Source organism: Glutamicibacter sp. GQ173 (assembly GCF_059759215.1).
Window position 1 is genome coordinate 1 of sequence record NZ_JCAXDT010000007.1, and the last position, 23,990, is coordinate 23,990.

At 60.2% G+C, this 23,990-nt stretch carries 18 protein-coding genes and 1 tRNA gene; 7 read left to right on the forward strand and 12 right to left on the reverse strand.

Annotation, left to right across the window (positions count from 1 at the left end; all coding sequences use genetic code 11):
* Window positions 1–189: 189 nt before the first annotated feature.
* The 5 genes from AC6CHO_RS11890 to AC6CHO_RS11910 form a co-directional block, all read right to left on the reverse strand.
* Window positions 190–1,035, reverse strand: a complete 846-nt coding sequence (locus AC6CHO_RS11890) for a hypothetical protein (protein WP_498215167.1) — start codon at window positions 1,033–1,035, stop codon at window positions 190–192.
* A 5-nt stretch (window positions 1,036–1,040) separates the two neighbouring features.
* Window positions 1,041–1,592, reverse strand: a complete 552-nt coding sequence (locus AC6CHO_RS11895) for an RNA polymerase sigma factor (protein WP_498215168.1) — start codon at window positions 1,590–1,592, stop codon at window positions 1,041–1,043.
* A 349-nt stretch (window positions 1,593–1,941) separates the two neighbouring features.
* Entirely contained in the window at window positions 1,942–2,922 is a 981-nt protein-coding gene (locus tag AC6CHO_RS11900; protein ID WP_060700887.1) for a ribose-phosphate diphosphokinase, read from the reverse strand.
* Window positions 2,923–2,994: 72 nt separating this feature from the next.
* Window positions 2,995–4,446, reverse strand: a complete 1,452-nt coding sequence (gene glmU / locus AC6CHO_RS11905; protein ID WP_498215170.1) for a bifunctional UDP-N-acetylglucosamine diphosphorylase/glucosamine-1-phosphate N-acetyltransferase GlmU — start codon at window positions 4,444–4,446, stop codon at window positions 2,995–2,997.
* A 134-nt stretch (window positions 4,447–4,580) separates the two neighbouring features.
* Window positions 4,581–4,652: transfer RNA gene (locus AC6CHO_RS11910), tRNA-Gln, on the reverse strand.
* A gap of 163 nt (window positions 4,653–4,815) precedes the next feature.
* Between AC6CHO_RS11910 and AC6CHO_RS11915 the strand changes: the two genes are divergently transcribed.
* Together AC6CHO_RS11915 and AC6CHO_RS11920 are read left to right on the forward strand one after the other, a co-directional pair.
* A complete protein-coding gene (locus AC6CHO_RS11915) occupies window positions 4,816–6,609 on the forward strand; it encodes an ABC-F family ATP-binding cassette domain-containing protein (protein ID WP_498215172.1) in 1,794 nt (597 codons plus the stop codon).
* A 116-nt stretch (window positions 6,610–6,725) separates the two neighbouring features.
* Window positions 6,726–7,022: a putative quinol monooxygenase gene (locus AC6CHO_RS11920; protein ID WP_498215173.1), complete on the forward strand. Its 297-nt coding sequence runs from the start codon at window positions 6,726–6,728 to the stop codon at window positions 7,020–7,022.
* A gap of 9 nt (window positions 7,023–7,031) precedes the next feature.
* Here AC6CHO_RS11920 and AC6CHO_RS11925 read toward each other — a convergent pair whose 3' ends face one another.
* The 5 genes from AC6CHO_RS11925 to AC6CHO_RS11945 all read right to left on the reverse strand — a co-directional run bounded on the left by AC6CHO_RS11925 (window position 7,032) and on the right by AC6CHO_RS11945 (window position 12,862).
* Complete coding sequence (locus AC6CHO_RS11925) at window positions 7,032–8,402, reverse strand: NAD(P)/FAD-dependent oxidoreductase (protein ID WP_498215481.1); 1,371 nt, start codon at window positions 8,400–8,402, stop codon at window positions 7,032–7,034.
* A 152-nt stretch (window positions 8,403–8,554) separates the two neighbouring features.
* Window positions 8,555–9,487, reverse strand: coding sequence for a 4-(cytidine 5'-diphospho)-2-C-methyl-D-erythritol kinase (locus AC6CHO_RS11930; RefSeq protein ID WP_444660638.1), 933 nt, complete (start codon window positions 9,485–9,487; stop codon window positions 8,555–8,557).
* Window positions 9,488–9,489: 2 nt separating this feature from the next.
* Entirely contained in the window at window positions 9,490–10,374 is an 885-nt protein-coding gene (rsmA, locus tag AC6CHO_RS11935; protein ID WP_498215175.1) for a 16S rRNA (adenine(1518)-N(6)/adenine(1519)-N(6))-dimethyltransferase RsmA, read from the reverse strand.
* Window positions 10,375–10,474: 100 nt separating this feature from the next.
* Window positions 10,475–11,641 carry a resuscitation-promoting factor gene (locus AC6CHO_RS11940; protein ID WP_498215177.1) on the reverse strand — a complete coding sequence of 389 codons (1,167 nt, stop codon included), beginning with the start codon at window positions 11,639–11,641 and terminating at the stop codon, window positions 10,475–10,477.
* Window positions 11,642–11,902: 261 nt separating this feature from the next.
* Window positions 11,903–12,862, reverse strand: coding sequence for a TatD family hydrolase (locus AC6CHO_RS11945; protein WP_444660640.1), 960 nt, complete (start codon window positions 12,860–12,862; stop codon window positions 11,903–11,905).
* Window positions 12,863–13,071: 209 nt separating this feature from the next.
* Between AC6CHO_RS11945 and AC6CHO_RS11950 the strand changes: the two genes are divergently transcribed.
* The 3 genes from AC6CHO_RS11950 to AC6CHO_RS11960 all read left to right on the forward strand — a co-directional run bounded on the left by AC6CHO_RS11950 (window position 13,072) and on the right by AC6CHO_RS11960 (window position 17,793).
* Window positions 13,072–14,034, forward strand: coding sequence for an AAA family ATPase (locus tag AC6CHO_RS11950; RefSeq protein ID WP_444660641.1), 963 nt, complete (start codon window positions 13,072–13,074; stop codon window positions 14,032–14,034).
* A 94-nt stretch (window positions 14,035–14,128) separates the two neighbouring features.
* A complete protein-coding gene (locus AC6CHO_RS11955; RefSeq protein WP_498215180.1) occupies window positions 14,129–15,367 on the forward strand; it encodes a DUF58 domain-containing protein in 1,239 nt (412 codons plus the stop codon).
* Complete coding sequence (locus AC6CHO_RS11960; RefSeq protein WP_498215182.1) at window positions 15,367–17,793, forward strand: transglutaminase TgpA family protein; 2,427 nt, start codon at window positions 15,367–15,369, stop codon at window positions 17,791–17,793. The genes AC6CHO_RS11955 and AC6CHO_RS11960 overlap by 1 nt, the downstream gene beginning before the upstream one ends.
* 72 nt (window positions 17,794–17,865) lie before the next feature.
* Here AC6CHO_RS11960 and AC6CHO_RS11965 read toward each other — a convergent pair whose 3' ends face one another.
* Together AC6CHO_RS11965 and rsmI are read right to left on the reverse strand one after the other, a co-directional pair.
* Entirely contained in the window at window positions 17,866–19,353 is a 1,488-nt protein-coding gene (locus AC6CHO_RS11965; RefSeq protein WP_498215184.1) for an NAD-dependent succinate-semialdehyde dehydrogenase, read from the reverse strand.
* Window positions 19,354–19,489: 136 nt separating this feature from the next.
* Complete coding sequence (gene rsmI, locus AC6CHO_RS11970; RefSeq protein WP_498215185.1) at window positions 19,490–20,350, reverse strand: 16S rRNA (cytidine(1402)-2'-O)-methyltransferase; 861 nt, start codon at window positions 20,348–20,350, stop codon at window positions 19,490–19,492.
* Between the two features lie 68 nt (window positions 20,351–20,418).
* Between rsmI and AC6CHO_RS11975 the strand changes: the two genes are divergently transcribed.
* The gene (locus AC6CHO_RS11975) at window positions 20,419–22,029 is read left to right on the forward strand and encodes a dolichyl-phosphate-mannose--protein mannosyltransferase (protein WP_498215483.1); all 1,611 of its coding nucleotides are present in this window, start codon (window positions 20,419–20,421) and stop codon (window positions 22,027–22,029) included.
* A gap of 78 nt (window positions 22,030–22,107) precedes the next feature.
* Window positions 22,108–23,949: an AMP-dependent synthetase/ligase gene (locus AC6CHO_RS11980; RefSeq protein WP_498215186.1), complete on the forward strand. Its 1,842-nt coding sequence runs from the start codon at window positions 22,108–22,110 to the stop codon at window positions 23,947–23,949.
* Window positions 23,950–23,990: the final 41 nt, after the last annotated feature.

Genomic DNA, 23,990 nt, shown 5'->3' on the forward strand with positions numbered 1-23,990 from the left:
ACCCTCTTGCGGAACGGTCCGAAACGCCAATCCGGACAGACCCCCCTACGGAACGGTGTGCCTGTTGCAGCGGCAATGGGACGCACTTTTCGGATGCACCACGCGAAGCGCCGTTAAGAGTCACGGGTGCGACGAGGCTCCCAGAATAGTGCCGGGTTGCTCGTCGCGCCCACACCCTCAGCGGAGACTCTAAGACGGCATCCTCGGGGTCGCGTCTTCGATGACTGTTTGGTCCTTCAGAGTGATCGTGTAGGAAATATCGGAAGCAGGTCCCCCATTTCCCTCCAGTTCGCCGCCGAGGGCTTTTCCCGGCCACCAAGCGGCATATCTGCCATCCTGCACGGTAGCTTCGACCAATTGACCGTCGGGGGTCGTGATCGTTACGCCGGCCACGTCCTCTCCGACGTTCCCGTGGGTGAGTGCAATTTCGGGACGATCACCGAACCCTAATATATTGCCGCCGCGAAATTCGGCGATGTTTCCTTCGGTGAATTCCCCGGCAACCGGGAGGAACCCCTGATCGCCGCCAGCCTGGCTGAAATCAATGTCGTTTGCTTTCGCGGCCCCGGCAGGCAGGTGCGCTATGCACATACCAGCCATGTGTTCGGAAGCGGTGTACAGCAAGACCACCCAATCACCCCGTCGTTCGGCAAGATCAAGCTGAGGGGAAGATAGGTCCAAGCGGCCACGGCAGGCCGCATCGGCCACGGCCCTATCTGGGCTACTGATGGAATCTGGCACAGCATTCCATGACGCATACGCCACATCGTTGCCTCCCGCCACTGGCAGGAGCACCACCGTTGCAGTGACGGCAGCCACCGCGGCCAATGCAATTGGGGCCGCTATCCGACGTGCAGGTCTGGAATGTCGTTTTCCGATAGCACCGTTCGCGGTATTTCCGTTGTCCGGATCGCTGGAGAGAATTTGTTGCAACCTCGCATTTGCCCTGATCTGTCCGTCCTCGTCAAGATCGCCTTGGGGAGCATAGTCGAGGGGTCGAAATGCGTCTAGTTCCGAGTACTTGTTCTTGTCCATGTCAGTCACTCCGTCATGATGGATCCGGCGAGGGGCGCCGGGAAGGGGGAGGCATCGAGTTCGTGTCGCAACGATTTGCGCGCACGATGAAGCCGGATGCGGTAAGCCGCCGATGATATTCCAAGGATCTTGCCCGCCTGTGACGAGGGAAGGTCTTCCCAAATCGCCAGGGCCAGGACTTCTTGGTCTTCGGGGCGCAATCGCTGCCAAGCCGCGGCTAGGTCAATGCGTTGGTGGGTCAACTCGGCCTCGGCGTCAGTGATGGTAGGGGTCCGGGTTGCGATCCGAACCGCCAGCGCTCCTTGGCGTGCTTGGCCGCGTCGGTCGTTAAGCAGACAGTTTCGCGCGGTCGCGAACAGCCAAGCTCTGGCGTCGTCGTGCTTTGCGGGAAGCTCATCCAAACGCCGCCAGGCGGCGAGGAAAGCCTCGTGGACAATGTCCTCAGCGTGCTCTGGACCCGCCCGGCGCTGGATGAACCGCAAGACATCGGTGTAGGCCAGTTCGTACAATCTGGAGAACCGTGCCTCCCGGTTCTGCTGTATTTCTGAAGTGCTCATACCTATACATGTCCGGTTGGTGCCAGTTGTTACCCGGAGACAGTTCCAATTTGTAGTAATCCAGTACATGTCCAACAACTAGGCCACGGACTATTTACGTATACTGCTCATTTCCCGAAGCCGGCGCAGGCTGTAAGTCCCGGATTCCCACTGGTCAATATATGATGTACTGCGCCACTGTCCGAGAACCGATACCGAAGACAAATCTTCCCGCTTATCGTCGGTTCACTCTGGTGGTGCATTTCCGTCCTGCTCAAGGTCCCCCTAAAAGGACGCGGCAATTGATGGCTTAACCGCCTCTGGCCGGCACCCGAAGGTACCGGCCAGAGGCGTTGCGAAACGAGGGCTGCTAGGCGCGGCCGTCAAACAGGTTCGTGACCGAACCGTCGTGGAATACTTCCGAGATCGCGCGAGCGATCGTCGGTGCAATAGAAAGCACCGTCAGGTTCTCAAAACGCTTCTCTTCAGGGATCGGCAGGGTGTTGGTGACAACAACCTCGCGGGCACCGCACTCAGCCAGGCGCTGGGCAGCCGGGTCCGAGAAGACCGCGTGGGTAGCGGCAATGATGACATCCTTGGCGCCAGCTTCCTTCAGCACGCGCACTGCGCCTGCGATGGTTCCGCCGGTGTCGATCATGTCGTCAATCAGGATCGCGGTGCGGCCCTCGACCTGGCCAACCACGGTCTTGGACTCGGCCTGGTTGGGCACGGTCAAGTCGCGGGACTTGTGCACGAAGGCCAGCGGTGCGCCGCCCAAGCGGTCTGCCCACTGCTCGGCCACGCGAACGCGTCCGGTGTCCGGGGAAACCACGGTGACTTCGTTGACGTCAACCTTGGACTTGATGTAGTCAGCCAGCAGCGGGAAGCCGAAGAGGTGGTCGACCGGGCCGTCGAAGAAGCCCTGGATCTGCGCGGTGTGCAGGTCGCAGGAGATCACGCGATCCGCGCCGGCGGTCTTGAACAGGTCGGCAACCAGGCGGGCCGAGATCGGCTCGCGGCCACGGCCCTTCTTGTCCTGGCGTGCGTAGGGGTAGAACGGTGCCACCACGGTGATGCGGCGGGCCGAGGCACGCTTCATCGAGTCGATCATGATCAGCTGTTCCATCAGCCAGTTGTTCAGCGGTGCCGGGTAGGACTGCAGCAGGAAGACATCCTTGCCGCGAACCGACTCATCCGAGCGAACGTAGATCTCGCCATTGGCGAAGTCGTAGGCGTTCAGCGGCAGCAGTTCGGTGCCCAGTTCCTTGGAGACCTCGGCGGCTAGTTCCGGGTGTGCGCGACCGCTGGCCAGCACCAGCTTTTTGTCGACGTTATGGCTGATTTCACTCATTGGGTATGCTTTCTCGCTCGCTTCGCTATCACGTATGAGGTTGTTGTCGAGGAAATTAAGTCCGTGGCCGGATTACTCGGTGCCCGAGGAATTCAGGGAGGACTTGAATGCGGCGTCAGCCGAAGGGCTCCCCGGACGCTTTTCAAGCGTCCAGCCTTCGGTATTGCGCTGCGGAGCCACAGACAGTGCCAAAGCACCGGCCGGGACGTTCTTGCGGACGATGGCGCCTGCCCCAGTGTACGCGCCATCCCCGATTTCAACCGGGGCGACAAATACTGTGTTGGAGCTGGTGCGCACATGCGAACCGATCTTGGTCCGGTGCTTCTTTTCACCATCGTAGTTCGCGGTGATATTGCCGCACCCGATGTTGGTGAATTCACCGATTTCAGCGTCCCCGGCGTAGCCGAGGTGCGAGAGCTTGGAGCCACGGCCAATCGTGACGTTCTTGGTTTCGTAGAAGGCGCCGATCTTGCCATCGGTCCCGAGTTCGGTGCCCGGGCGCAGGTAGGCGAAGGGGCCAACCGAGGCGCCTTCGGAAATCCGCGAATCGGTTGCATCAGTGCGCTTGACGGTGGCCCGCTGGCCGACGACAACATTGGTCAAGGTGGTGTCCGGGCCCACGGTGGCGTTATCACCAATGAAGGTCCTGCCGTGCAGCTGGGTTCCCGGCTTCAGCGTGGCGTCGCGGCCGATGATCACCTCGGCATCAATCCAGGTGGTGGCCGGATCGATGATGGTCACACCCTCGCGCATCCAGAATTCGGCTTTGCGCTGGTTGTAGATGCGGGCCAAGTTGGAAATCTGGACGCGGTCATTCGCGCCTTCGATCTGCCAGCGGTCCGCGATCTGCGAAGAAGCCACCCGGCCACCGCGAGCGCGGGCGATGGCCAGCACGTCGGTCAGGTACATTTCGCCCTGCGCGTTCTCGGTGGTGACCTCGGTCAGCGCCGAACGCAGCATCTTGGTGTCGAAGGCGTAGATGCCGGAGTTGATTTCCTTGATCAGAAGCTCTTCAGCCGAGGCGTCCTTCTGCTCGCGGATGCCGGCGACATCGCCGTTCTCATCGCGCAAGATGCGCCCGTACCCGTTGGGGTCTTCAAGCGAGGTGGCCAGCACGGTCACCGAGTTGCGGTTGGCCTCGTGAGTGGCCACCAGATCCAGCAGCACTTCGCTGGTGAGCAATGGCACATCGCCATAGGTCACAACGGTGGTGCCTTCAAGGGCTGGATCGATGGCGTCCAGGCCCTGCTGGACAGCGCGGCCGGTGCCCGGAATCTCATCCTGGTCGGCGATGGTGATGGACGGGAACTGGCTGAGAATGTGCTCGGCAACCAGATCGCGCTGGTGGCGGACGACGGCCACAAGGTTTTTTGGCTGCAGTGCCGAGGCAGCATGAAGCGCATGGGCAATCATGGAGCGACCTGCGATTTCGTGCATGATCTTCGGCTTGGCCGACTTCATCCGGGTACCAGCCCCGGCAGCAAGGACGATGACAGCAACTGGTGCATTGGCCTGATCGCTCAAGTGCGCTCTCCTGCAGATTAGATTCAAGGTTTTGGGCAGAGAAGAAAACCCTTAGACAAGTCTAACGTGCGCAGCGAGCGGGGCTGAACTGGTTAAAGAATAAAAGCGCCACATGCGCGACGCTTTATCTGTAGTTCCGCCCCTAGGATTCGAACCTAGAATACACAGCTCCAAAGGCTGGAGTGTTGCCATTACACCAGGGCGGAAAATGGCTTATGCAGGTCATGCCCGACAAGCACGCTAATTATTCTGCCATGTTCGCCCCCATTGAGCGAAATCGCAAAACGCCATGGCTAAATAGGGGTGCGCCATGGCGGTTGCCGGCCACCGGTCCACGCCGATTTGCACTCGGAACGTAAAATGGAAATCGTGGCTCATTTACTCGGGGGCGAAGCCCTACATCTGGAATATCCCACCCATACCGTCTTCGACTCGGTCACCATCGGCATTTCCGATGGCGACCGCATCGGCCTGGTGGGACGCAACGGCGAAGGCAAATCCTCGCTGCTCGGCATGCTCTCGGGCAAGATCGAGCCCAATTCCGGACGGGTCACCCTGCGCAACGGACTGCGCGTGGGTGTGCTGGACCAGTCCGACACCCTGGATCCGGATGCGACCGTGCACTACAGCGTGGTTGGCGAGATGGACGACCACGAGTGGGCCGGCGAAGCACGCATCCGCGACATTATTTCGGGCCTGGTTGCGGACCTTGATTGGGAAGCCACCATCGGCACCCTCTCCGGCGGCCAGCGCCGCCGTGTGGCCCTGGCGGCCTTGCTGGTGCAGGACTGGGATGTTGTCATCCTCGATGAGCCAACCAACCACTTGGATGTCGAAGGCATCTCCTGGCTGGCTGGCCACATCAACAACCGCTGGTCCAAGAATGCTGGCGGCCTGATGGTTGTCACCCACGACCGCTGGTTCCTCGACGCGGTCTGCACCACTACGTGGGAAGTGCACGACCGGCTGGTTGAACCTTTTGAAGGCGGCTATGCCGCCTACGTATTGCAGCGCGTGGAACGCGACCGCATTGCCGCGGTCACCGAGAACAAGCGCCAGAACATGATGAAGAAGGAACTGGCCTGGTTGCGCCGCGGTGCCCCGGCCCGTACGTCCAAGCCGAAGTTCCGCATCGAGGCAGCCAACCAGCTGATCGCCGATGTGCCACCGGCACGCAACCCGCTGGAACTGCAGAAGATGGCCACCAGCCGTTTGGGCAAGGACGTCATCGACCTGCTGGATACCGAGGTGTCCTTCGGAACCAAGCAGGTGCTCAAGCCGTTCACCTGGCGCATCGGGCCTGGCGAGCGCACCGGGCTGCTCGGAGCCAACGGCGCAGGCAAGTCCACGCTGCTGGGCTTGATCGCCGGCACCGTGGAGCCAACCGGCGGCAAGATCAAGCGCGGCCAGACCGTGAAGCTGGCGGTGCTCGACCAGCAGTTCCGCGAGCTGGAGACCATTGGCCAGGACAAGGTCCGCGAAATCCTGGGCCGCTACCGCACCACCTTCAACGTCGACGGCAAGGACCTGACCCCGGCCCAGCTGCTGGAGCGGCTCGGTTTCTCCTCGGCGCACCTGTCCACCAAGGTCGCGGAGCTCTCCGGCGGCCAGCGCCGCCGCTTGCAGCTGCTGATGATCCTGATGGACGAGCCGAATGTGATGATCCTCGATGAGCCGACCAATGACGTCGATACCGACATGCTGGCAGCTCTGGAAGACCTCTTGGATTCCTGGCCAGGCACGTTGATCGTGGTCTCCCACGACCGCTACCTGCTGGAACGTGTCACCGACCAGCAATACGCCATCCTTGGCGGGCATTTCCGCCATGTGCCCGGCGGCGTGGATGAATACCTCAAGTTGCGCGCCGCTGAAGGTTCAACCGGTGGTTCCAACCCCTCGCAGTCGCAGGGCTCCTCCTCGGCAGCCAAGCCTGCAGGCCCATCGGGGGCCGAACTGCGCGCGGCGCAAAAGGAGCTGAACGCCAATGAGCGCAAGGTCGGCCAGCTGAACGAAAAGATCGCCAAGGTCCACGCCAAAATGGCAGGCCACGACCAGAGCGATTACGAGGGCCTGGGCAAATTCACCGCTGAAATCGATGAATACCAGAGCCAGATTGACCAGCTGGAAGAGCGTTGGCTGGAACTGACCGAAATGCTTGAGTAGCCCCAGCTAGCCCCTGCGGAATTATGAGTTGGCCCGGAATCCTGGCAGGTTCCGGGCCAACGTCGCATTTGGCCCTCGGTGCCACTGATCCAGCAACAGCATGGCACACTCGATTCATGGGAATTGTGAGCCTGACCGGGCGCCTTGTCTGCGCCAGCCAATCAGAAGCAGATGCCGTCGCTGAGCTGTTGCCTGCCCACGTGCAGCTGACCCGGGCGGAAGCCGGATGCCTGTCATTCCAGGTGACACCCACCGGCGATCCTTGGGTATGGGATGTCGCCGAGCAATTCGCCACCGCTGAAGCCTTCGAAGCTCATCAGCAACGCGTGCGTTCAAGCCCATGGGGCCAAGGAACCATGGACATCAAGCGCGAATACAGTATCGAGGGGCTGCAGCCTGGCACAACCAGCTAGCCCCATGCCCTAGGGTTTTCCGGTGATTTTATCGGCAATGAGGGCCAGCGGCGATGAGCTTTCCCGCCCCTTGAATTCGTTTCGGTCGGCCTGGCCGTAGGCGGCATATAGCCCCTTGGTCGCCAGCCAGCGCAGTGGTTCCGGCTCCCATTTGCGCACTTCGTGATTGACCCACGGCAAGCGGACCAGTTCAGTTTCCTGGCCCAGGATCAGATCCCGCAATGTGCGCCCCGAGAGATTTGTGGTCGCCACGCCAGTGCCGACATAGCCTCCGGCCCACCCAATGCCTGTTAGCGGATCCAAGCCAACGGTGGCCGCCCAGTCGCGCGGTACGCCGAGCACCCCGGACCACGCATGATCAATTTTTGCGTGCCTTGCCTGCGGAAACATCCGATGCAGGACTTCTTGAAGGCCGGTGATGGTGCTCTGCGGTGTCTGGCCATCGGCATCAGTGCGCGAACCGTATTTGTAAGGAACCCCTCGGCCGCCAATGGCGATGCGGTTATCAGCGGTTCGCTGGGCGTACATGTAGACATGGGCGTAATCCCCCAGCACTTCGCCCTGGCTCCAATTGAGCTCGTCCCAAAGCCTGTCTGGCAACGGCTCGGTGGCAATCATGGACGAGTTCATCGGCAGCCACAACCGCTTATGGCCGGGCAACTGGGCCGTGAATCCTTCGGTGGCCCGCACAATGTATTGCGCGTTGACCGTTCCGCCATCAAGCTCCAGTTGCCTCGGGCGGATGGTTTTCACAGTGGTATCTTCAAAGATTTCCACCCCGAGCCGTTCCACGGCTTCCGTCAGCCCGCGCACGAGCTTCGCCGGATGGATCCTGGCCGCATGAGGGTGCCATAGCGCGGCCCTCGTTCCAGCGACATTGATCTTGCTTCGGGCTTCTTCCGCGTCCAGGAGCTTGGTGCCGGTGTGTTCCCAGGCGCTATTCGCCGCGGCATGCGCGCGCAGGCGCTGCTCCTGGGCCGGAGTGCAGGCGACTTCGAATTCTCCACCGCGCAGAATATCGGCGTTGATGTTTTCGGCAACGCAGACGTTGATGACTTCATCAACGGTTTGGTTCATGGCCAGTTGGAAGTCATTGATCGCTTGCACCGAGTGCGTCTTGAGGTAGCGAGCCCGGCCAGCGGTGATGGTGTTGGTCAGCCAACCGCCGTTGCGCCCTGAAGCGCCATAGCCAACGTGCCGGGCTTCCAGAACCGCGATGGACATTCCCGGATTGGCTTTCGCCAGGTAGTAGGCGGTCCATAACCCGGTAAATCCGGCCCCGATAATGGCGACATCCACGGTGCTGTGGCCGCGAAGTTTCGGGCGTGGTTCCGGGATGCCAATTTCTTGCCACCAATGCGATACCTGGCCGTTGAGCATGCTTGGACCACCCGTGCTTCCTAAATGAATCACTTTCACCTTGCGCTTGGAAATCAGCCTATGGCCAGTTCCATTGCACGACAAGAGCAATCAAGAAAGTCAGCTTTGCGGTTAGCTGTGGGAGCCGCGGAACCCAGTGGCTGTACTTAGGCCTACTCGCTCAGCGTGATGTGCGCACCGGCGGCCGGAGCATTCACCGGAATGGTCGCCACGCCAACTTCGTCACCAAGCTGCGCCATCACTTCTTCGGCGTGCTCATGATCGTTGACCAGCAGGGCCAGGGTTGGCCCCGAGCCGGAAACCATGGCACGCAGGGCGCCGGCTCCTTCAGCAAGGTCCCGCATGGTGCCCAGTTCCGGAGCCAGAGCCAGCGACGCTTGCGTCAGGTCATTGGCCAGCACCTGGGCCAAGGCTGGAGCGTCCGAAGCCATCAGGGCCTCAATGACCGCCGGATCGATTTCCTTCGGGACTTCGACGTCCGCACCGGATCGCAGGCGATCAAGCATTCCATACACCCGCGGTGTGGACAGCCCGTAGCTGGCAGGAATCAGCACCCAGTGCGTCTTGGCCCGGGTGAGCAAGGGAGCCAACTGGTCCCCCACGCCAAGGCCGATCGCGGCCCCGCCCATGAGTGCAAAAGGCACGTCCGCACCAAGCCGCGCGCCCAGCCGGCCAAGTTCCTCGCGGTCCAAATGGGTTTCCCACAATTCATTGCAGGCCACCAAGGTGGCCGCAGCATCCGCTGACCCGCCTCCCATGCCGCCAGCGATGGGGACACGCTTGGTGATGTGCAGGTCCGCACCCAGTGCGGTTCCGGTGTGCTCGCGCAGCAGTTGGGCCGCCTGGAAGACAAGGTTGCCTTCGCCCAATGGGAAATTCTCCGGGTCATGGACCACCGGTGAATCAGGTTCCAGGCTCAGCTGCAGCTCGCCATCGGTGCGCAGGGTGGCTTCGATCTGTTCGCTCAGAGATACCGCGACATACAGGCTTGCCACTTCGTGGTAGCCGTCCTCGCGGGGCGGGCCCACCTTGAAGTAGCAGTTGATCTTGCCTGGAGCGGTGGCGATGACTCTCTGCTTTGCCATGCCTAGGCCTCGCTGGCCGACGGTTCAGCCGGCACGCCCTGCGCTGCGCGGGCGATGTCGATGTACTGCTCGATATCCAGCTTCTCGCCGCGTTCCTTCGGGTCGATGCCTGCAGCCACCAGGATCTTTTCGGCGCGGACGCCGGAGCCAGCCCAACCTGAGAGCGCTGCGCGCAGGGTTTTGCGGCGCTGGGCAAAAGCGGCGTCAACGATGGCGAAAACTTCCTTGCGATCCGGAGCGTCGCTGCGGTCCTTGTCGCGGGTGAAGGACACCAGACCGGAATGGATCTTCGGCGCTGGCCAGAAGACGTTCATGCCGATGACCCCGGCTTTGCGCATGGTGCCATACCAGGCGCCCTTGACCGACGGGATGCCGTAGATCTTGTTGCCCGGGGTGGCGCTCATGCGGTCGGCGACTTCGTCTTGGACCATCACCAGGCCGTTGCGGATGGACGGGAAGTGCTCCAACAGGTGCAAGACGACTGGCACCGCAACGTTGTAAGGAAGGTTTGCCACCAGCGATGTCGGATTGCCTGGTAATTCGGTGACCTTCATGGCGTCGCTGAGGATGACGGTGAGGTCTTCTTCGCGCCCGGGCCGGAACTCGGCCATGGTCTGCGGCAGGCGCTGGGCCAGCGGCGGATCGATTTCCACGGCAACAACTCTGGCCGCTGCATCCATGATGCCAAGGGTCAGCGAACCGAGCCCCGGACCAACCTCCAGCACGGTCTCGGCGGGGTCGACATTGGCGGCGGCGACAATGCGGCGGATGGTGTTCCCATCAATCACAAAGTTCTGCCCCAACGTCTTGGTAGGGCGGATTCCCAGCTCTTCGGCCAGACGACGGATTTCGGTGGCCCCAAGCAGCGGCAAAGATTCCTTAGACATCACAAATCCAATTCTAGTTCAGCCAGATTGATCCAAACATAACAACGCGACGCGTCCACCGTGATGGTGGACGCGTCGCGTTGTTGTAGATCTTCGGCTTTTAGCGCAGGCCCAGCTTGGACGAGCAGGCCGGCCAGTGGCCCCAGCCGCCGGAGGCTCGCAGCACCTCGGCTGCGGCGATCTGTTCTTGCGGGCTGGCCTGGTGCGGCAATGGCGCGTACTTGGTGCCGCCGACTGCTCGCCAGGAGGAGGCAGAGAACTGCAGTCCGCCGTAGTAGCCGTTACCGGAGTTGATCGACCAGTTGCCACCGGATTCGCACTTTGCCAGTGCCTTCCAGGTTGCGGAGATGTTGCCGGTGCTGGTCGAAGGCTTCGAAGAGGATTCTTCCTTCTTCTCTTCCTTGGTGCCCACGCGGATAACTTCGGCGACTGGCTGCTTGGTGACCTTGGACTTGAGGACTTCTTCCTCGCCCTTCTCGCCGTTGCGGGTTTCCTGGCGCAGGGTGAGTTCGCGTTCGCCCTTCTTGCCCTCGGTCTTGACCTTAGTTTCGCCCTTGTCCAGGGACTTGTCGTTGACCTTCTCGACATCGAAGTCGATGTCGCGGGTTTCGTCCCAGGTCTTGACGATGACCTCGATAACTTCAACTTCTACGCCGGCCTTGATACCGGTGCTGTCCTTGACGTTCTTGTCGGTCTCGTCGTCAACCTTGACGTTGATTTCATCATTGTCATCAACTTTGACGTCCTGCTCGGCGAGCAGTTCCTTGACGGTCGATGCGGTGGTGGCGACGGTCTTTTTCTTGTCGTCCACAATCAAGGTGAGGTCCTTGGGCGTGATTACTTCAAGCTCGTCGCTCAAAGCGCTCAATTGCATATCCTCATCGAGGGACACCTCGGAGCCTTTTTCAAGGTCGAGCTGCTTGACAACATCTGCCACGGTCATGCCGGTGGTGTGGACCACGCGCTCGGCGCCGTCAACCGTCACCTCAACAGACTTGTTGCGCTTGATATCGATCTTCTGGTCATCCGAAAGGTTCGAATCCAAAGAAGCGGAGATCTCATCGCGCTCGTCCAGCGAGATTTCCTGCTGATCCAGCAGCGCGCTGACGGTGGCAGCGCGGGTGGTGACTTCCTGGGCTTCTCCATCGACGGAGATCACTACCGACTTCTGGCCAGCAACATAGAACACGGCGCCGGCGATAACCACGGCCACGGCGAGCGCCTGAGCCAGGTATTTAACCCAGCTTTTCTTGAGCAAGTGAGTCACAGTAGTGAGATCCTCATCGTTTATTGGCTCAAACCCTGAATTCTATTCCAGGAATTCGCGTTGAGCCCAGCAGCACCCGCTGCCTGCTTATCAATCTGACTTATGCCGTCTTTCCCGGACGCAGCGAGGTGCGAGGATCAGGCTGCCGAGGCCTGTCGCTGCCCCGCAAAGGGCAGGAAGGACCTCAAACATCTCATCCACCGTAACCGAATTGTTATATTCATGGCAAGTGTCCTGTAACGAGAGGCACAGCCAGCGAGTCTAGAATTCTCCGTACACTTCTCGGGTATTCGCATCGATTCGGGCGCAGAATTCAGCGAGCTCAACACCCTTGGTTTCCGCCATGAACCTAGTCGTATAGGGAATCATGTAACTGGCATTGGGGCGTCCGCGGAATGGATGAGGAGTCAAAAACGGAGCATCGGTCTCCACCAGCAGCAATTGCGGATCGGCCAGATTCAAGGCAGCTCGCAAATCATGGGAATTCTTGAACGTGACCGTTCCTGAGAATGACATGTACCAGCCATTGTCATTGCAGATCTTTGCCAATCGCTCATCCCCGGAGAAGCAATGGAACACGACTTTCGGCGGCAGCTGGGAGCTCTTGAGAATACGCACAACGTCATCATGCGCGTCACGATCATGGATCTGGACAGCCTTGCCGAGCTCAACAGCAATGCGCAGATGTTCGCGGAATGAATGCTCCTGGGCATCCCGTCCGTCTTCACCCGTGCGGAAGTAATCAAGCCCGGTCTCCCCCAGCGCTCGCACGCGAGGGTCTGAAGCCAGCTCTTCAATGCGCTCAAGGGCGCTTCCGAGTTCCCCGGCCTCGGCTAGCCGCGCGGCGTCATTCGGGTGGATAGCCACAGCGGCCAGGATGCTGGCGTATTCATTGGCAACCTGCACGGCATATTCGGAGGATGGCACATCACAGCCCACCTGGATCAGACCTTTTACTCCGACTGCTTCAGCAGCTGCCAAGGCATCGCGCGCAGAAACGTTGACCGTGCCGTCAAGAAAGTCCAAATGGGTATGGTTGTCGACCACCGCGATTGGAAGGGCTTCCGGCGCTTCGGGATAGTGCAAGTTTCGCTTGCTGCCGCCCTGTTCATTGTGAGTCTTGCGCGCGCGGCCTTCTGGCCCTGCAGATTCCTCAGCCTCGCTGGGACGGTAGGCCTCCGGTACCCGGTTAACGTCGGTGTCCGACTTCTTCTTTGACACGCTGATCCTTTGCACTTAATTACTACAGCCCATTGCTCATTTTATTGTGTCATCACCCGGTACTTTAACCCCAACCGCCCTGCGCCCCGGGCCAGATTAGCCTCTGTTGTTGGACAAAAGATGCCCATATGATGGTGAGCAAGAGTCTATTGAATGTCTCAGGATGCGAAGTGTCTCGCGGCTGACCCATTGCGCAGGAGGAACTTCGAATGAGTGCGAACCCGACGATGCCATCGCTGGATTCAACGTTCCAAACGAATTGCCAACGAATTTTCGACGCTGTGCAGAGCGTGATCACCGGAAAACCCGAGGCCGTCATCAGCGCGCTAACGGTACTGCTGGCGCAAGGACATTTGTTGCTGGAAGACGTTCCAGGCGTTGGCAAGACCATGCTGGCTAAGTCGCTGGCCAAAAGCGTGAATGGATCTGTGCATCGCATCCAGTTCACCCCGGACCTGCTGCCCAGTGACGTCACCGGCGTTTCAGTATATTCGCCGCAGACTCACGAATTCACTTTTCACCCCGGCCCCATTTTCGCCAATATCGTCATTGCCGATGAGATCAACCGCGCCAATGCCAAAACGCAATCCGCGTTGCTTGAATGCATGGAGGAATCCCAGGTCACCGTAGATTCCATCACCCACAGCCTGGAACAGCCTTTTATGGTTATTGCTACCCAGAACCCCGTGGACTCTGAAGGAACCTTCGCGCTGCCCGAGGCGCAACGCGATCGCTTCATGGGACGGATCTCTTTGGGCTATCCGCAACGCGAAGCCGAAATATCCATGATTGCCGGCCATCACCATCATGAGCCGCTGGAAACCCTGGCCTCGGTGTTGCAGCTTGCAGACCTGCGGCAAATGATCGAACAGGTCAGCTCCATCACCGTCACCGCAAGATTAAGCTCCTATGTCGTGGATTTGGGCCGAGCATCGCGAAACCATCCGCAGGTTGAGCTAGGGGCTTCACCGCGTGCCCTGATCCAATGGGTTCGAGCCGCCAAGGCACATGCCGCAGTTAACGGCCGCGACCACGTGCTCCCGGAAGATGTGCGAAGCGTGGCGCAAATGGTGCTGAACCATCGGCTGATCCTTACTCGACGCGCTATCGCTGATGGGGTGGAAGTCCAGGACCTCATTCAAGAACTGCTCTCCAGCACCCCAGTCAGCTAGCTGGCATCGCATGGAGAAGATACCTCGTTTCGACTCCCGTAATGCATTGTCGTGGGTTCGTTCAGAAAATTCGACACCTGCAATACTGCGTAGGTTGCGGCTGGACCTGTTCACCGTGCGCGGATGGTGCGTGCTCGGCTCAGGAATCTTCCTGGTATTCCTCGCCTTCATGTTCGGACGCCATGAATTGATGGCAGTGGGCATCAGCCTCGTAGTGCTGGCCGGCATTAGTTGGGCCCTCGCGCTGGGCCTGCGAGGGCGCACGCGAATCCAGCGACAGGTGCTATCCGCGGCTCCCAGTGCTGGCGAAGTATGCAAAGTGCAATTGCATTGTCTGGAACCGGCAACCATCCAGGAACAGCTTCCAGAAGGTTTCGGGCGCGGACCGATGCTCGACACCCCTGGCGAACTCGAATATGAATTGATCTTTGGCAGGCGCGGCAACCATCAGCTGGGCCCGGCACAGCAAATCGTTTCTGACACGTTGGGATTGGTCCGGGGAATGGTCAACACCGGCGAAGCCCTGGAGGTCCCGGTCCGCTCGGAACTCATGGATCTGCACCGCTTGGCTTCCCTTGGAGAGCAGATGCTCACCGGCGATGCACGGCATTCACGCAGCACCACCGCCGATTACTACGACGTTGCCATTCGCGACTATCAGCAAGGTGATTCGATCCGGCAGGTCCACTGGAAGGCCAGCGCCCGGCAAGGCAAGCTCATGGTTCGGCAGGAGAATCATGTCGCCACCGCTCAAGCGCTCCTGATCCTGGACACAAAACTTGAGCATTGGTGCCACAGCGGAGTGGATCTTCGACTGTCCATCCCCGGCGGGTCGAACGAAGACTTGCCAAGTAGCCGCCGTTTTGAAACAGCTTTGTCCCTGGCCAGCGGCATCGGACTGCGCTATTCGACCGGTGGCTACCAGCTGTCTTTCCGCGATCTCAGTGGAGCGCCGCTTACCAGCCAGCATCGGCAAGCAACGTCGGAGGCCGCCGCTGACTCAAACTTTGGCTCATTCCACGCTGCCACGGCCGAGTTGGCCCTCGACGCCAGCGGCCTCGATACCGACGCCTCAGAGCTATTCGGCGATGGATTGCATAAAGAGCTGCTGGGATTCCGAGACGAACCAGTCATCATGATTTTTGGCGAACTCACCGTTGCACAGGCTCGATGGCTTGCCACTCTGGCCCGCACGGTACGCCTTGCCGAAGTCTTTATTCTCGTAGCGCATCCGGAACGATACGATTCCGTGCAACAAGAGCTCGCCGGCACCGGGTGGAAAGTTCATCTGCTCCCAGGAACCATGGGCGCGGCTGAGATGTGGGGCGGATAATGACCTCACAGTTGGCTGGCGCCCCATCGCCTCGCGAAACAGAAGAACAAAAGAGCCTCATGCTGGAGCAAGCTCCGGCAGTTGAGAATGTGCTCCCCCGCATCTTGGCTTCATTGTGCCTGGCTTTAGCCGTCTTGGCCGGAATGGCGTCGCTCACCGGTGTCGTTGAGGGTACCTCGTGGTTCCCCTACCTCGTCCTGCCGAACATTGCCCTGCATCTGGCTTGCGGGGCGATCCGGAGCGTACGCGTCGTTCGCTGGCTGGCCATCCCGGCTGCAGTCCTCATCGCCGTCGCTGCCATCATGCGCCACGACGTCATGACCGCAAATTCCTATGGATTTCCTGCCTTGCAATGGTTCCGCTCTTCGCTGTCCGAAGCAGGACTCCAATTGGCCACGCAAGTCCCGCCGGTAGCCAGCTCCATCCATGTAGACTTCGGCATTTTGGTTCTGTCACTGGGCGTGAGCCTTGTGGTGGAACTGCTGGCCAGTTTCCGCCGCACTGCCTTGCTGGTGATCATCCCGCTGTCTTTCGCCCCGATTGTTGCTTCGCTGTTCAAGCAGCAAGGCGCCGGGATTGGCTACCTGTCGCTTATGGTCTTAGGGATATTGGCGTACGCTGCCTTGGTGCCCCACGCCTTCGCCAAGTCTTCGCCTCGCACGGGCAGGCGCAAGCTCCTCGAGCCGATGACCTTGGGAATTTTTGGCATCACCGCTCTGGCCTGCGTTGGATCGTTGATTGCCGCGAGCCTGTGGATGCCGGGGTTCCGCACCGGCATGTTCCCCGAGGGGCAACGCCCGTCCGGGGACCTGCTGGCCAACAATGTTGACCCGCTGATCAATCTCGGACGGGATCTCCGCTCCAATGGGTCAGATCCGTTCTTGACCTATTACACCAGCGCCTCGAAGGCGCCTTATTTGCGCACCCAGGTCATCAAGGAACTGACCAATGAACGCTGGGAACCGACCGAGGACCTGTTCCATACCGATTATTCGGGCGACGTGGCGGTCAACAATAATTTTTCGCTATTATCCAGCTCCGAGGAAATTGTGCAGATGACTTGGCCGAGGGGCAATAGGAATCCGCTATTGCCGTTGCCCGACCGCAGTAATCTGGTCAGTGGAATCCAGGGAGATTGGCAATGGACCCTTGAAACCTCGGTAGCTCGGCTTAGCGGTGATGCGCTTGGCGCGACTGGCGATATTACCGTGGCCTATGCGCCATTGAATATCACCCCGGAGATGGTTGAGTACCTCGATCAGCGGCGCATTGGCACGAACGATTTCATATCGTCGGACTACACGCAACTCCCCCAGGACTCGGACAACGCCCTGCAGCCGATGCTCGAACAGGCGCTGGAGGAAGCCTACGATAAGGGAAGCACGCCGAGGACCAATTTGGAAAAAGCAGTGGCCCTCCAGGATTACTTCCGCTACGGTAACTTCGTTTACTCCGAGCGCACTCCGTTGCGGGAAGGCTACGACGGTGCCAACGCTGAGGTAGTCAAAGCTTTCCTGAACCGCCGCCAGGGGTATTGCGTGCACTTCGCCTCGGCCATGGCTCTGCTGGCGCGTGAGGCTGGGATCCCCTCGCGAATTGCCGTGGGCTACGCCCCTGGCGTGGCCACCGGCGAAACCATCACGGTTGATAATTCTGATGCTGCAACCTCGCTCGCCAGCTTGCTGGAGCCGGGCACCGAGCTCAAGGGCTATGAGGTCAGCGGGCAGCAGGCTCATGCCTGGCCAGAGTTGTATCTTGACGGGCTGGGCTGGGTGCCTTTCGAACCGACTCCGGGCCGAGGCTACACGCCAACCTATGCGCCGGAACCAACCAGTACCGCAGCGCCTCAAGAGAGTACGGCGCCTGAGGTCCCCACGTCGCGCAGCACTCCGCCTCGTTCCGAGTCTCCCGATCCAACGCCTCAGGCGACGACGGGTTCTTCTTCACGTGATGGCAATACCGCCATCTGGTTGGCGCCCTTGGCTATCTTGTTGGCGGCTGCCGGATTATGCGTTGGTCCTTGGCGCCGGCAACGCACTCGGCAAAAGCGCCTGGCCCTGGTCCGTTCCGGCGCCCCTGATGCGGCACAAGCATTGTGGGCCGAACTGCTCAGTGTTGGAATGGATGCGGGAGTTGAAGCAGGCGTCCATGAATCAGTGGGCGACTATCTCGTGCGCCTGGCCGATGACCACCCGCGGCTCGCCAAGCCACTGCAATTGCTCCAGGCCGCCATTGAGCAGAGCTTCTACGCAGGTCGGCATGTACCTGCAGATGATGCGCCTGAACTGTTGGACGCATTGCACGAGGTTCAAAGCCAGCTTCGCGGGGAACTGCCCGCAGGACGCCGGATCCTCAGTTTCCTTTTCCCGCGCTCGTTGCGTTCAACGCCAGGAAAAAGAGCCACGGCAGAAGGTGCCAGAAAATAGCCTGCAGACAGTTGATGCCCGGCCAAGTGGCCGGGCATCAATTATCTGCGACGCATCATTAGATGCGTTGATCTACTTCTTTGCAGCGTATGGATCGGCGATGCCGATGTACTGCACGGTGGTGTATTCGCCCAATCCTTCAGCGCCGCCTTCACGGCCCAAACCGGACTGCTTCACGCCACCAAATGGTGCTGCTGCGTTGGAGATAACGCCGGCGTTGAAGCCAACCAGGCCGAACTCGATCTGCTCCGAAACGCGGAACATGCGGTTGAAGTCCTGCGAGTAGATGTAGGAGGCCAGGCCGTACTCGGTGGAGTTGGCCAGCTTGATGGCCTCTTCCTCGGAAGTGAACGTGGTCACTGGAGCAACCGGGCCGAAGATCTCCTGGGTCAGGATCTTCGCGTCGTTGGCTACGTTGGCCAGAACGGTTGGCTGGTAGAAGTAGCCTGGGCCCTCGACCGGTGCGCCACCGGTAACAGCAGTTGCGCCAGCGCTGACTGCATCCTCGACCAGTGCGTGCACTTCGTCGCGAGCCTTTTCCTCCACCAGTGGTCCCACGGTGGTGCCTGCTTCGGTGCCACGGCCTGGCTTCAGTGCCTTCATCGCTTCGGCGAACTTTGCGGTGAACTCTTCGGCAACATCAACGTGGACCAGGAAGCGGTTGGCTGCGGTGCAAGCTTCGCCCATGTTGCGCATCTTGGCAGCCATGGCGCCCTCGACTGCGGCATCCACGTCGGCATCTTCGAAAACGATGAACGGCGCGTTGCCGCCCAGTTCCATCGAAGTGCGCAGCACCTTGTCGGCGGCGTCCTTCATCAGCTGCTTGCCCACTGGGGTCGAACCGGTGAAGGAGACCTTGCGCAGGCGGTCGTCCTGCATCAATGGGCCGGAGATCTTCGAAGCCGAGGCACCGGAAACAACGTTCAGCACGCCTGCCGGAAGGCCAGCTTCCATCATCGTGGCAGCGAATAGCTGGGAAGTCAGCGGGGTCAGCTTGGCTGGCTTGAGCACCATGGTGCAACCTGCAGCAACTGCTGGGCCGACCTTGCGGGTGGCCATGGCCAATGGGAAGTTCCACGGGGTGATCAGCAGGCATGGGCCCACCGGCTTGTGGTGGACCAGAACCTTGTTCTTGCCCTCGGGGGTGGTCACGTAGCGGCCGTAGTGGCGCACGGTTTCTTCGGAGAACCAGCGCAGGAATTCGGCACCGTAGGTCACTTCGCCGTAGGCCTCGGCTAGTGGCTTGCCCATTTCCAGGCTCATCAGCAGGGCGAAGTCATCCTTGCGCTCGGTGACCAGATCGAAGGCGCGGCGCAGAATCTCAGCCCGTTCGCGTGGTGCCGTCAAGGCCCATTCGGCCTGCACGGCATCCGCTGCGTCCAAAGCGGCCATGGCATCTTCGCTCGTGGCGCTGGCAAGGGTCAGCAGCTTTTCTCCTGTGGCTGGATCCAGCACGTCGAAGGTGCCGCCGTCCGAGGCATCGCGCCATTCGCCATTGATCAAAAGACCGGTTGGAACCTTTGCAAGCAGTTCTGCTTCGCGCTGGGCAGTGATCGACATACGCGCATCTCCTGAAACTATAAATGAAACTAATCGTCGTTGATGCCTACGCTATTCTCGGCACAAGCGAACTGTAAATCGCCCTGTGCACTATAAATGCGCAGATTCATTGTGCAATCAGCCTATGCGAATTCCGCTATTTATCCGCTTCGTGACGTTCGGCCAGGACAGCCTCATAAAGATCGCGTTTCTTCACGCCAAATTTTTCGGCAACTTCAGCCACGGCTTGTTTCATTCGAGTGCCCTGTTCCACGAGTGCCGCAACCTTGGGCAACAACTCATCCACCGTGGCCGGTTCGGCTTCTTCAGCGCCGTGGATCACCACGACGATTTCGCCACGCACGCCGTCCTCGGACCACTGTTTCAAGGCACCGAGCGAGTCACGACGGACTTCCTCAAATTTTTTGGTCAATTCCCGGGCCACGGCTGCTTGGCGGTTTTCGCCAAAGGCTTCAACGGCTGCCTCCAGGAAATCGCCCAGGCGATGCGGCGCTTCGAAGAAGACCATGGTGCGTTCTTCGGCCAGCAACGATTCCAGCCTTTTGCGCCGCTCCCCTGCCTTGCGTGGCAAGAACCCCTCGAAGGTGAAGCGCCCTGTCGGCAGACCCGAAAGCGAGAGCGCGGTCAACACGGCTGAAGGGCCAGGCACAGCGGTGACGCGAATGCCTGCGCTGAGCGCGGCCGCCACCAGCGGGTAGCCCGGATCCGAAACAGCTGGCATTCCCGCGTCGGAGACGACCAGGATCGTTGCCCCCTGGGCTGCCAAGTCGATGACTTCAGAAAGCTTGTGGGCTTCGTTGTGTTCATGAAGGCTCATCACCTTGGCGGTGATCTTGATACCCAGTGCATGGGCGAGGTGGTGGAAGTTTCTCGTGTCCTCCGCGGCGATGATATCCGCGGTCGCCATCATTTCCCGCAACCGCGGGGAAGCATCGGATAAATTGCCAATTGGGGTAGCGCCGAGGACGATTACGCCCTCATTCTCTGAGATCTGCACATTCTTAAGCCTACGCGAAGTATGAAAAGCCCACATTCCTCCCTTCACGCCGGTAGCATGATCTGGTGATGGGCATCTCGACTCCTAACTCCGCGATTATTGGCCACGTCCGTTCAACGCGGCAGGCCTTCACTTTCGAGAGCCTGAAACAGCGGCTCCTGCCCACGGTAGCGCTCAGCGGACCGCTGCTATGGATCATTCCGCTGGCGGTGACGCTGCTTGCCGGTTTGCTGCGTTTCATCAACCTTGCTCATCCGCACGTGTTGATCTTTGACGAAACCTACTATGTCAAAGACGCATTTTCGCTGCTGCAGAGCGGTTATGAACGCGAATGGGCCGATGACAGCGACGCGCAATTCATAGCCGGGGATCCCCAGCTCACCACGGATTCTTCCTTCGTGGTCCATCCGCCGCTGGGCAAATGGCTCATCGGCTTTGGAATGCTGCTCTTTGGCGATTTCAACGGCTTCGGCTGGCGTTTCAGCACGGCGCTGTTCGGCACCCTTTCCGTACTGCTGGTCACCCTCTGCGCCCGGCTGCTCTTCGGTTCCCATATCCTGGCTGGCACCGCCGGACTGTTGATGGCCATCGATGGCCATTCCATCGTGATGTCACGCACCGCGCTTCTGGATATCTTCCTCATGTTCTTCGTCCTGGCCGCGTTTTACGCGTTGCTCAAGGATCGAATCCATGGGCGGACCCAACTGGCTCGAAAGCTCAGTGTCCCCCGGGGCAACAGGCCCGATGAATTCCTTCTGGGCTACGGGCCGATGCTGTGGTGGCGCCCGTGGCGCCTGGTTGCAGCGGTCATGCTCGGCGGGGCGGTCGGCATCAAGTGGTCAGCGCTGTCCTTTGTGGCTGTTTTCTGCATCATGGCCGTGCTGTGGGACTTCGCCGCGCGTCGCACCGCAGGCATTCATCACTGGCAGCGTGCCGCTTTCACCCGCGACGGCATCTACTCGTTCTTCACGATGATCCCGCTCGCACTGCTCACCTACCTGTCCACGTGGACTGGTTGGCTGATCACTGCCGGCGGGCGCTACCGGCAATGGGCTGAAGAGAATCCCGGCGACGGCGTCAGCTGGTTGCCCGCTCCGTTGCGCTCGCTCTGGCACTATCACCAGGCTGGCTACGAATTCCACACGGGACTCAGTTCAGAACACGGATGGCAATCCTCGCCATGGACGTGGCCTTTCGCAGGCCGCCCGGTGCTGTTCTACTTCGAAGGCTACGACCAGGGCGTCAACGGTTGCGATCTGAAGCGCTGCACCGAAGTCATCACCGACCTCCCCAACCCACTGTTGTGGTGGGCCTGCTCGATCAGCATGTTCCTGTTGATCCTGTGGTGGATCGGAGCCCGCGACTGGCGTGCCGGGGCCATTCTTTCCTCGGCCGTGGCCGGTTTCCTGCCATGGCTGATGTACCCGGAACGCACGATGTTCTTCTTCTACACCCTGCCGCTGGTGCCGTTCATGATCCTTTCATTGACGTATATGATTGGCAGGTTCATTCCGCGTGAGCCGAATTCCGGACTCATGTACCGCTCACGCATTATCGTGGTCACCCTGGTTATTGCGTTATTCCTAGTCACATCGGCCTTCTTCTGGTCGATTTGGTCTGGGGAAATGATTGCAGATGAGCTCTGGCGCCTGCACGTGTGGATCCCCAGCTGGGGCTAGGCACCGGGGCAGATCGGCGCTTGATGCCATGAACCAGGCCACGTTGACGATTATCGATTCCCGAAGGGTTCAGCTTCCATGCACGAAGTAACCGTCGAGCTGCTTACTGAATTAGCACCAGAAGTTAATACGACGAATCTTCTCCTCGACCGCGTCGCCCGCGGTTCGGACCAGCCGTTGTTCAGCGTGCAGCGCGAGGGCTCTTGGCGCGATGTGAGCGCGGGAGATTTCCTCGCCGATGTGAAGCGCCTGGCAACCACCTTGATCAATGATGGGCTTCAGCCAGGCGACAAGGTCGCGATCGTCTCGAGAACGCGCTACGAGTGGGCGCTGGCGGAAGAGGCCATCTGGTTTGCCGGCGGCGTCTCGGTTCCCATCTACGAGACCTCAAGCCCATTTCAGATCGAATGGATCCTCCGCGATTCAGGCGCCCGCGTCGTCTTCGCCGAAGACCACGCGTTGCGGGCCAATGTGCGACAGGCCGCCGCGCAGCTGGGCGACGAGATCCGCATCCACATTTTCGAGGGTTCGGACCAGTCCGACAAGGCGCTGATACCTTCAGCAGGATTGCACCGGCTGCTCGTGGAGCCTGGCGAAGTCAATGAGCAGGCCATCGAGTCCCGCCGCTCATCCATGAAGCTCGAAGACGTAGCCACCATGGTGTACACCTCGGGCACGACCGGCCGCCCCAAGGGCTGCAATATGACCCACGCCAATTTCGCCATGGTCGCCCACAACCTGGCCGGGCACATGCGCGAAGTTCTCGGCGACCAGCGACGCACCCTGATGTTCCTGCCGCTGGCCCACGTGCTCGCCCGCGCCGTCCAGCAGACCTGCATCCACGGCGGCTCCATCATCGCCCATTCAAGTTCCATGGCTAATCTGGTCCAGGACATGGCAGCCGTGAAGCCCGGCTTCCTGTTGGCCGTTCCACGCGTCTTCGAGAAGATTCGCACCACCGCGCTGGCAACAGCTGAGAGCAGCGGCAAGGCCGGCCTGTTCTTGAAGGCCGAGCAGACTGCCATCGACGTTTCCAAGATCCGCGATGCGCGTGCCCGGGGCCTCAAGGCACGCCTGCCCCTGGGCCTGCGTGCTCGGCATGCGCTGTTCAACAAGGTGCTCTATCCAAAACTGCGCGGCATTTTTGGCGGCGAATGCGGCTACGCAATTTCGGGGGCCAGCGCGCTCAACCAGGATCTGGCGCATTTCTTCCGGGGCGCCGGCATCCAGCTGGTGGAAGGCTACGGATTGACCGAGACCACCGCGCCGGCCACCGTGAACCAGGCCTCGCATACCCGCGTAGGCACGGTGGGGCGTCCAATCCCCGGAACCAGCGTCAGGATCGCCGACGATGGCGAGATCCTGGTCAAGGGCATCGGCGTCTTCTCCGGCTATCACAACAATCCCCAGGCCACCGCGGAAGCCTTCGATGCTGGCGGCTACTTCAAGACCGGTGATACCGGCGTCCTGGATGAGGCCGGGTACTTGAAGGTCACCGGGCGCAAGAAGGAACTGATTGTCACGGCCGGCGGCAAAAACGTCTCCCCCGGCCCCTTGGAGGAGATGGTTCGCGCCGGGCGCATTGTGGCCCAGTGCGTCCTGGCCGGCGAACAGCGTCCGTTTATTTCAGCCTTGGTGACCCTGGATCATGAGGAACTCGTCCTGTGGGGCAAAGCCAAGGGACTGGGCGAATTGTCCCTGGCGCAAGCTGCAGTTCATCCCGAGGTCATTGCCGAAATCCAGCGATATGTGGAAACAGCGAACCTGACGGTCTCAAAGGCCGAATCGATTCGCAAGTTCGTGGTCCTCGATGCGGAATTCACCGAGGCCTCAGGCCACCTGACCAGCTCGCTGAAACTCAAGCGGCAGAGTGTCCTCGACCAGTTTGATGACCGGATCCAGGAGTTCTACTCCAAGTAGGAGGCCAGTTAAACAATTCAGGCGCCGCAGATGCGGCGCCT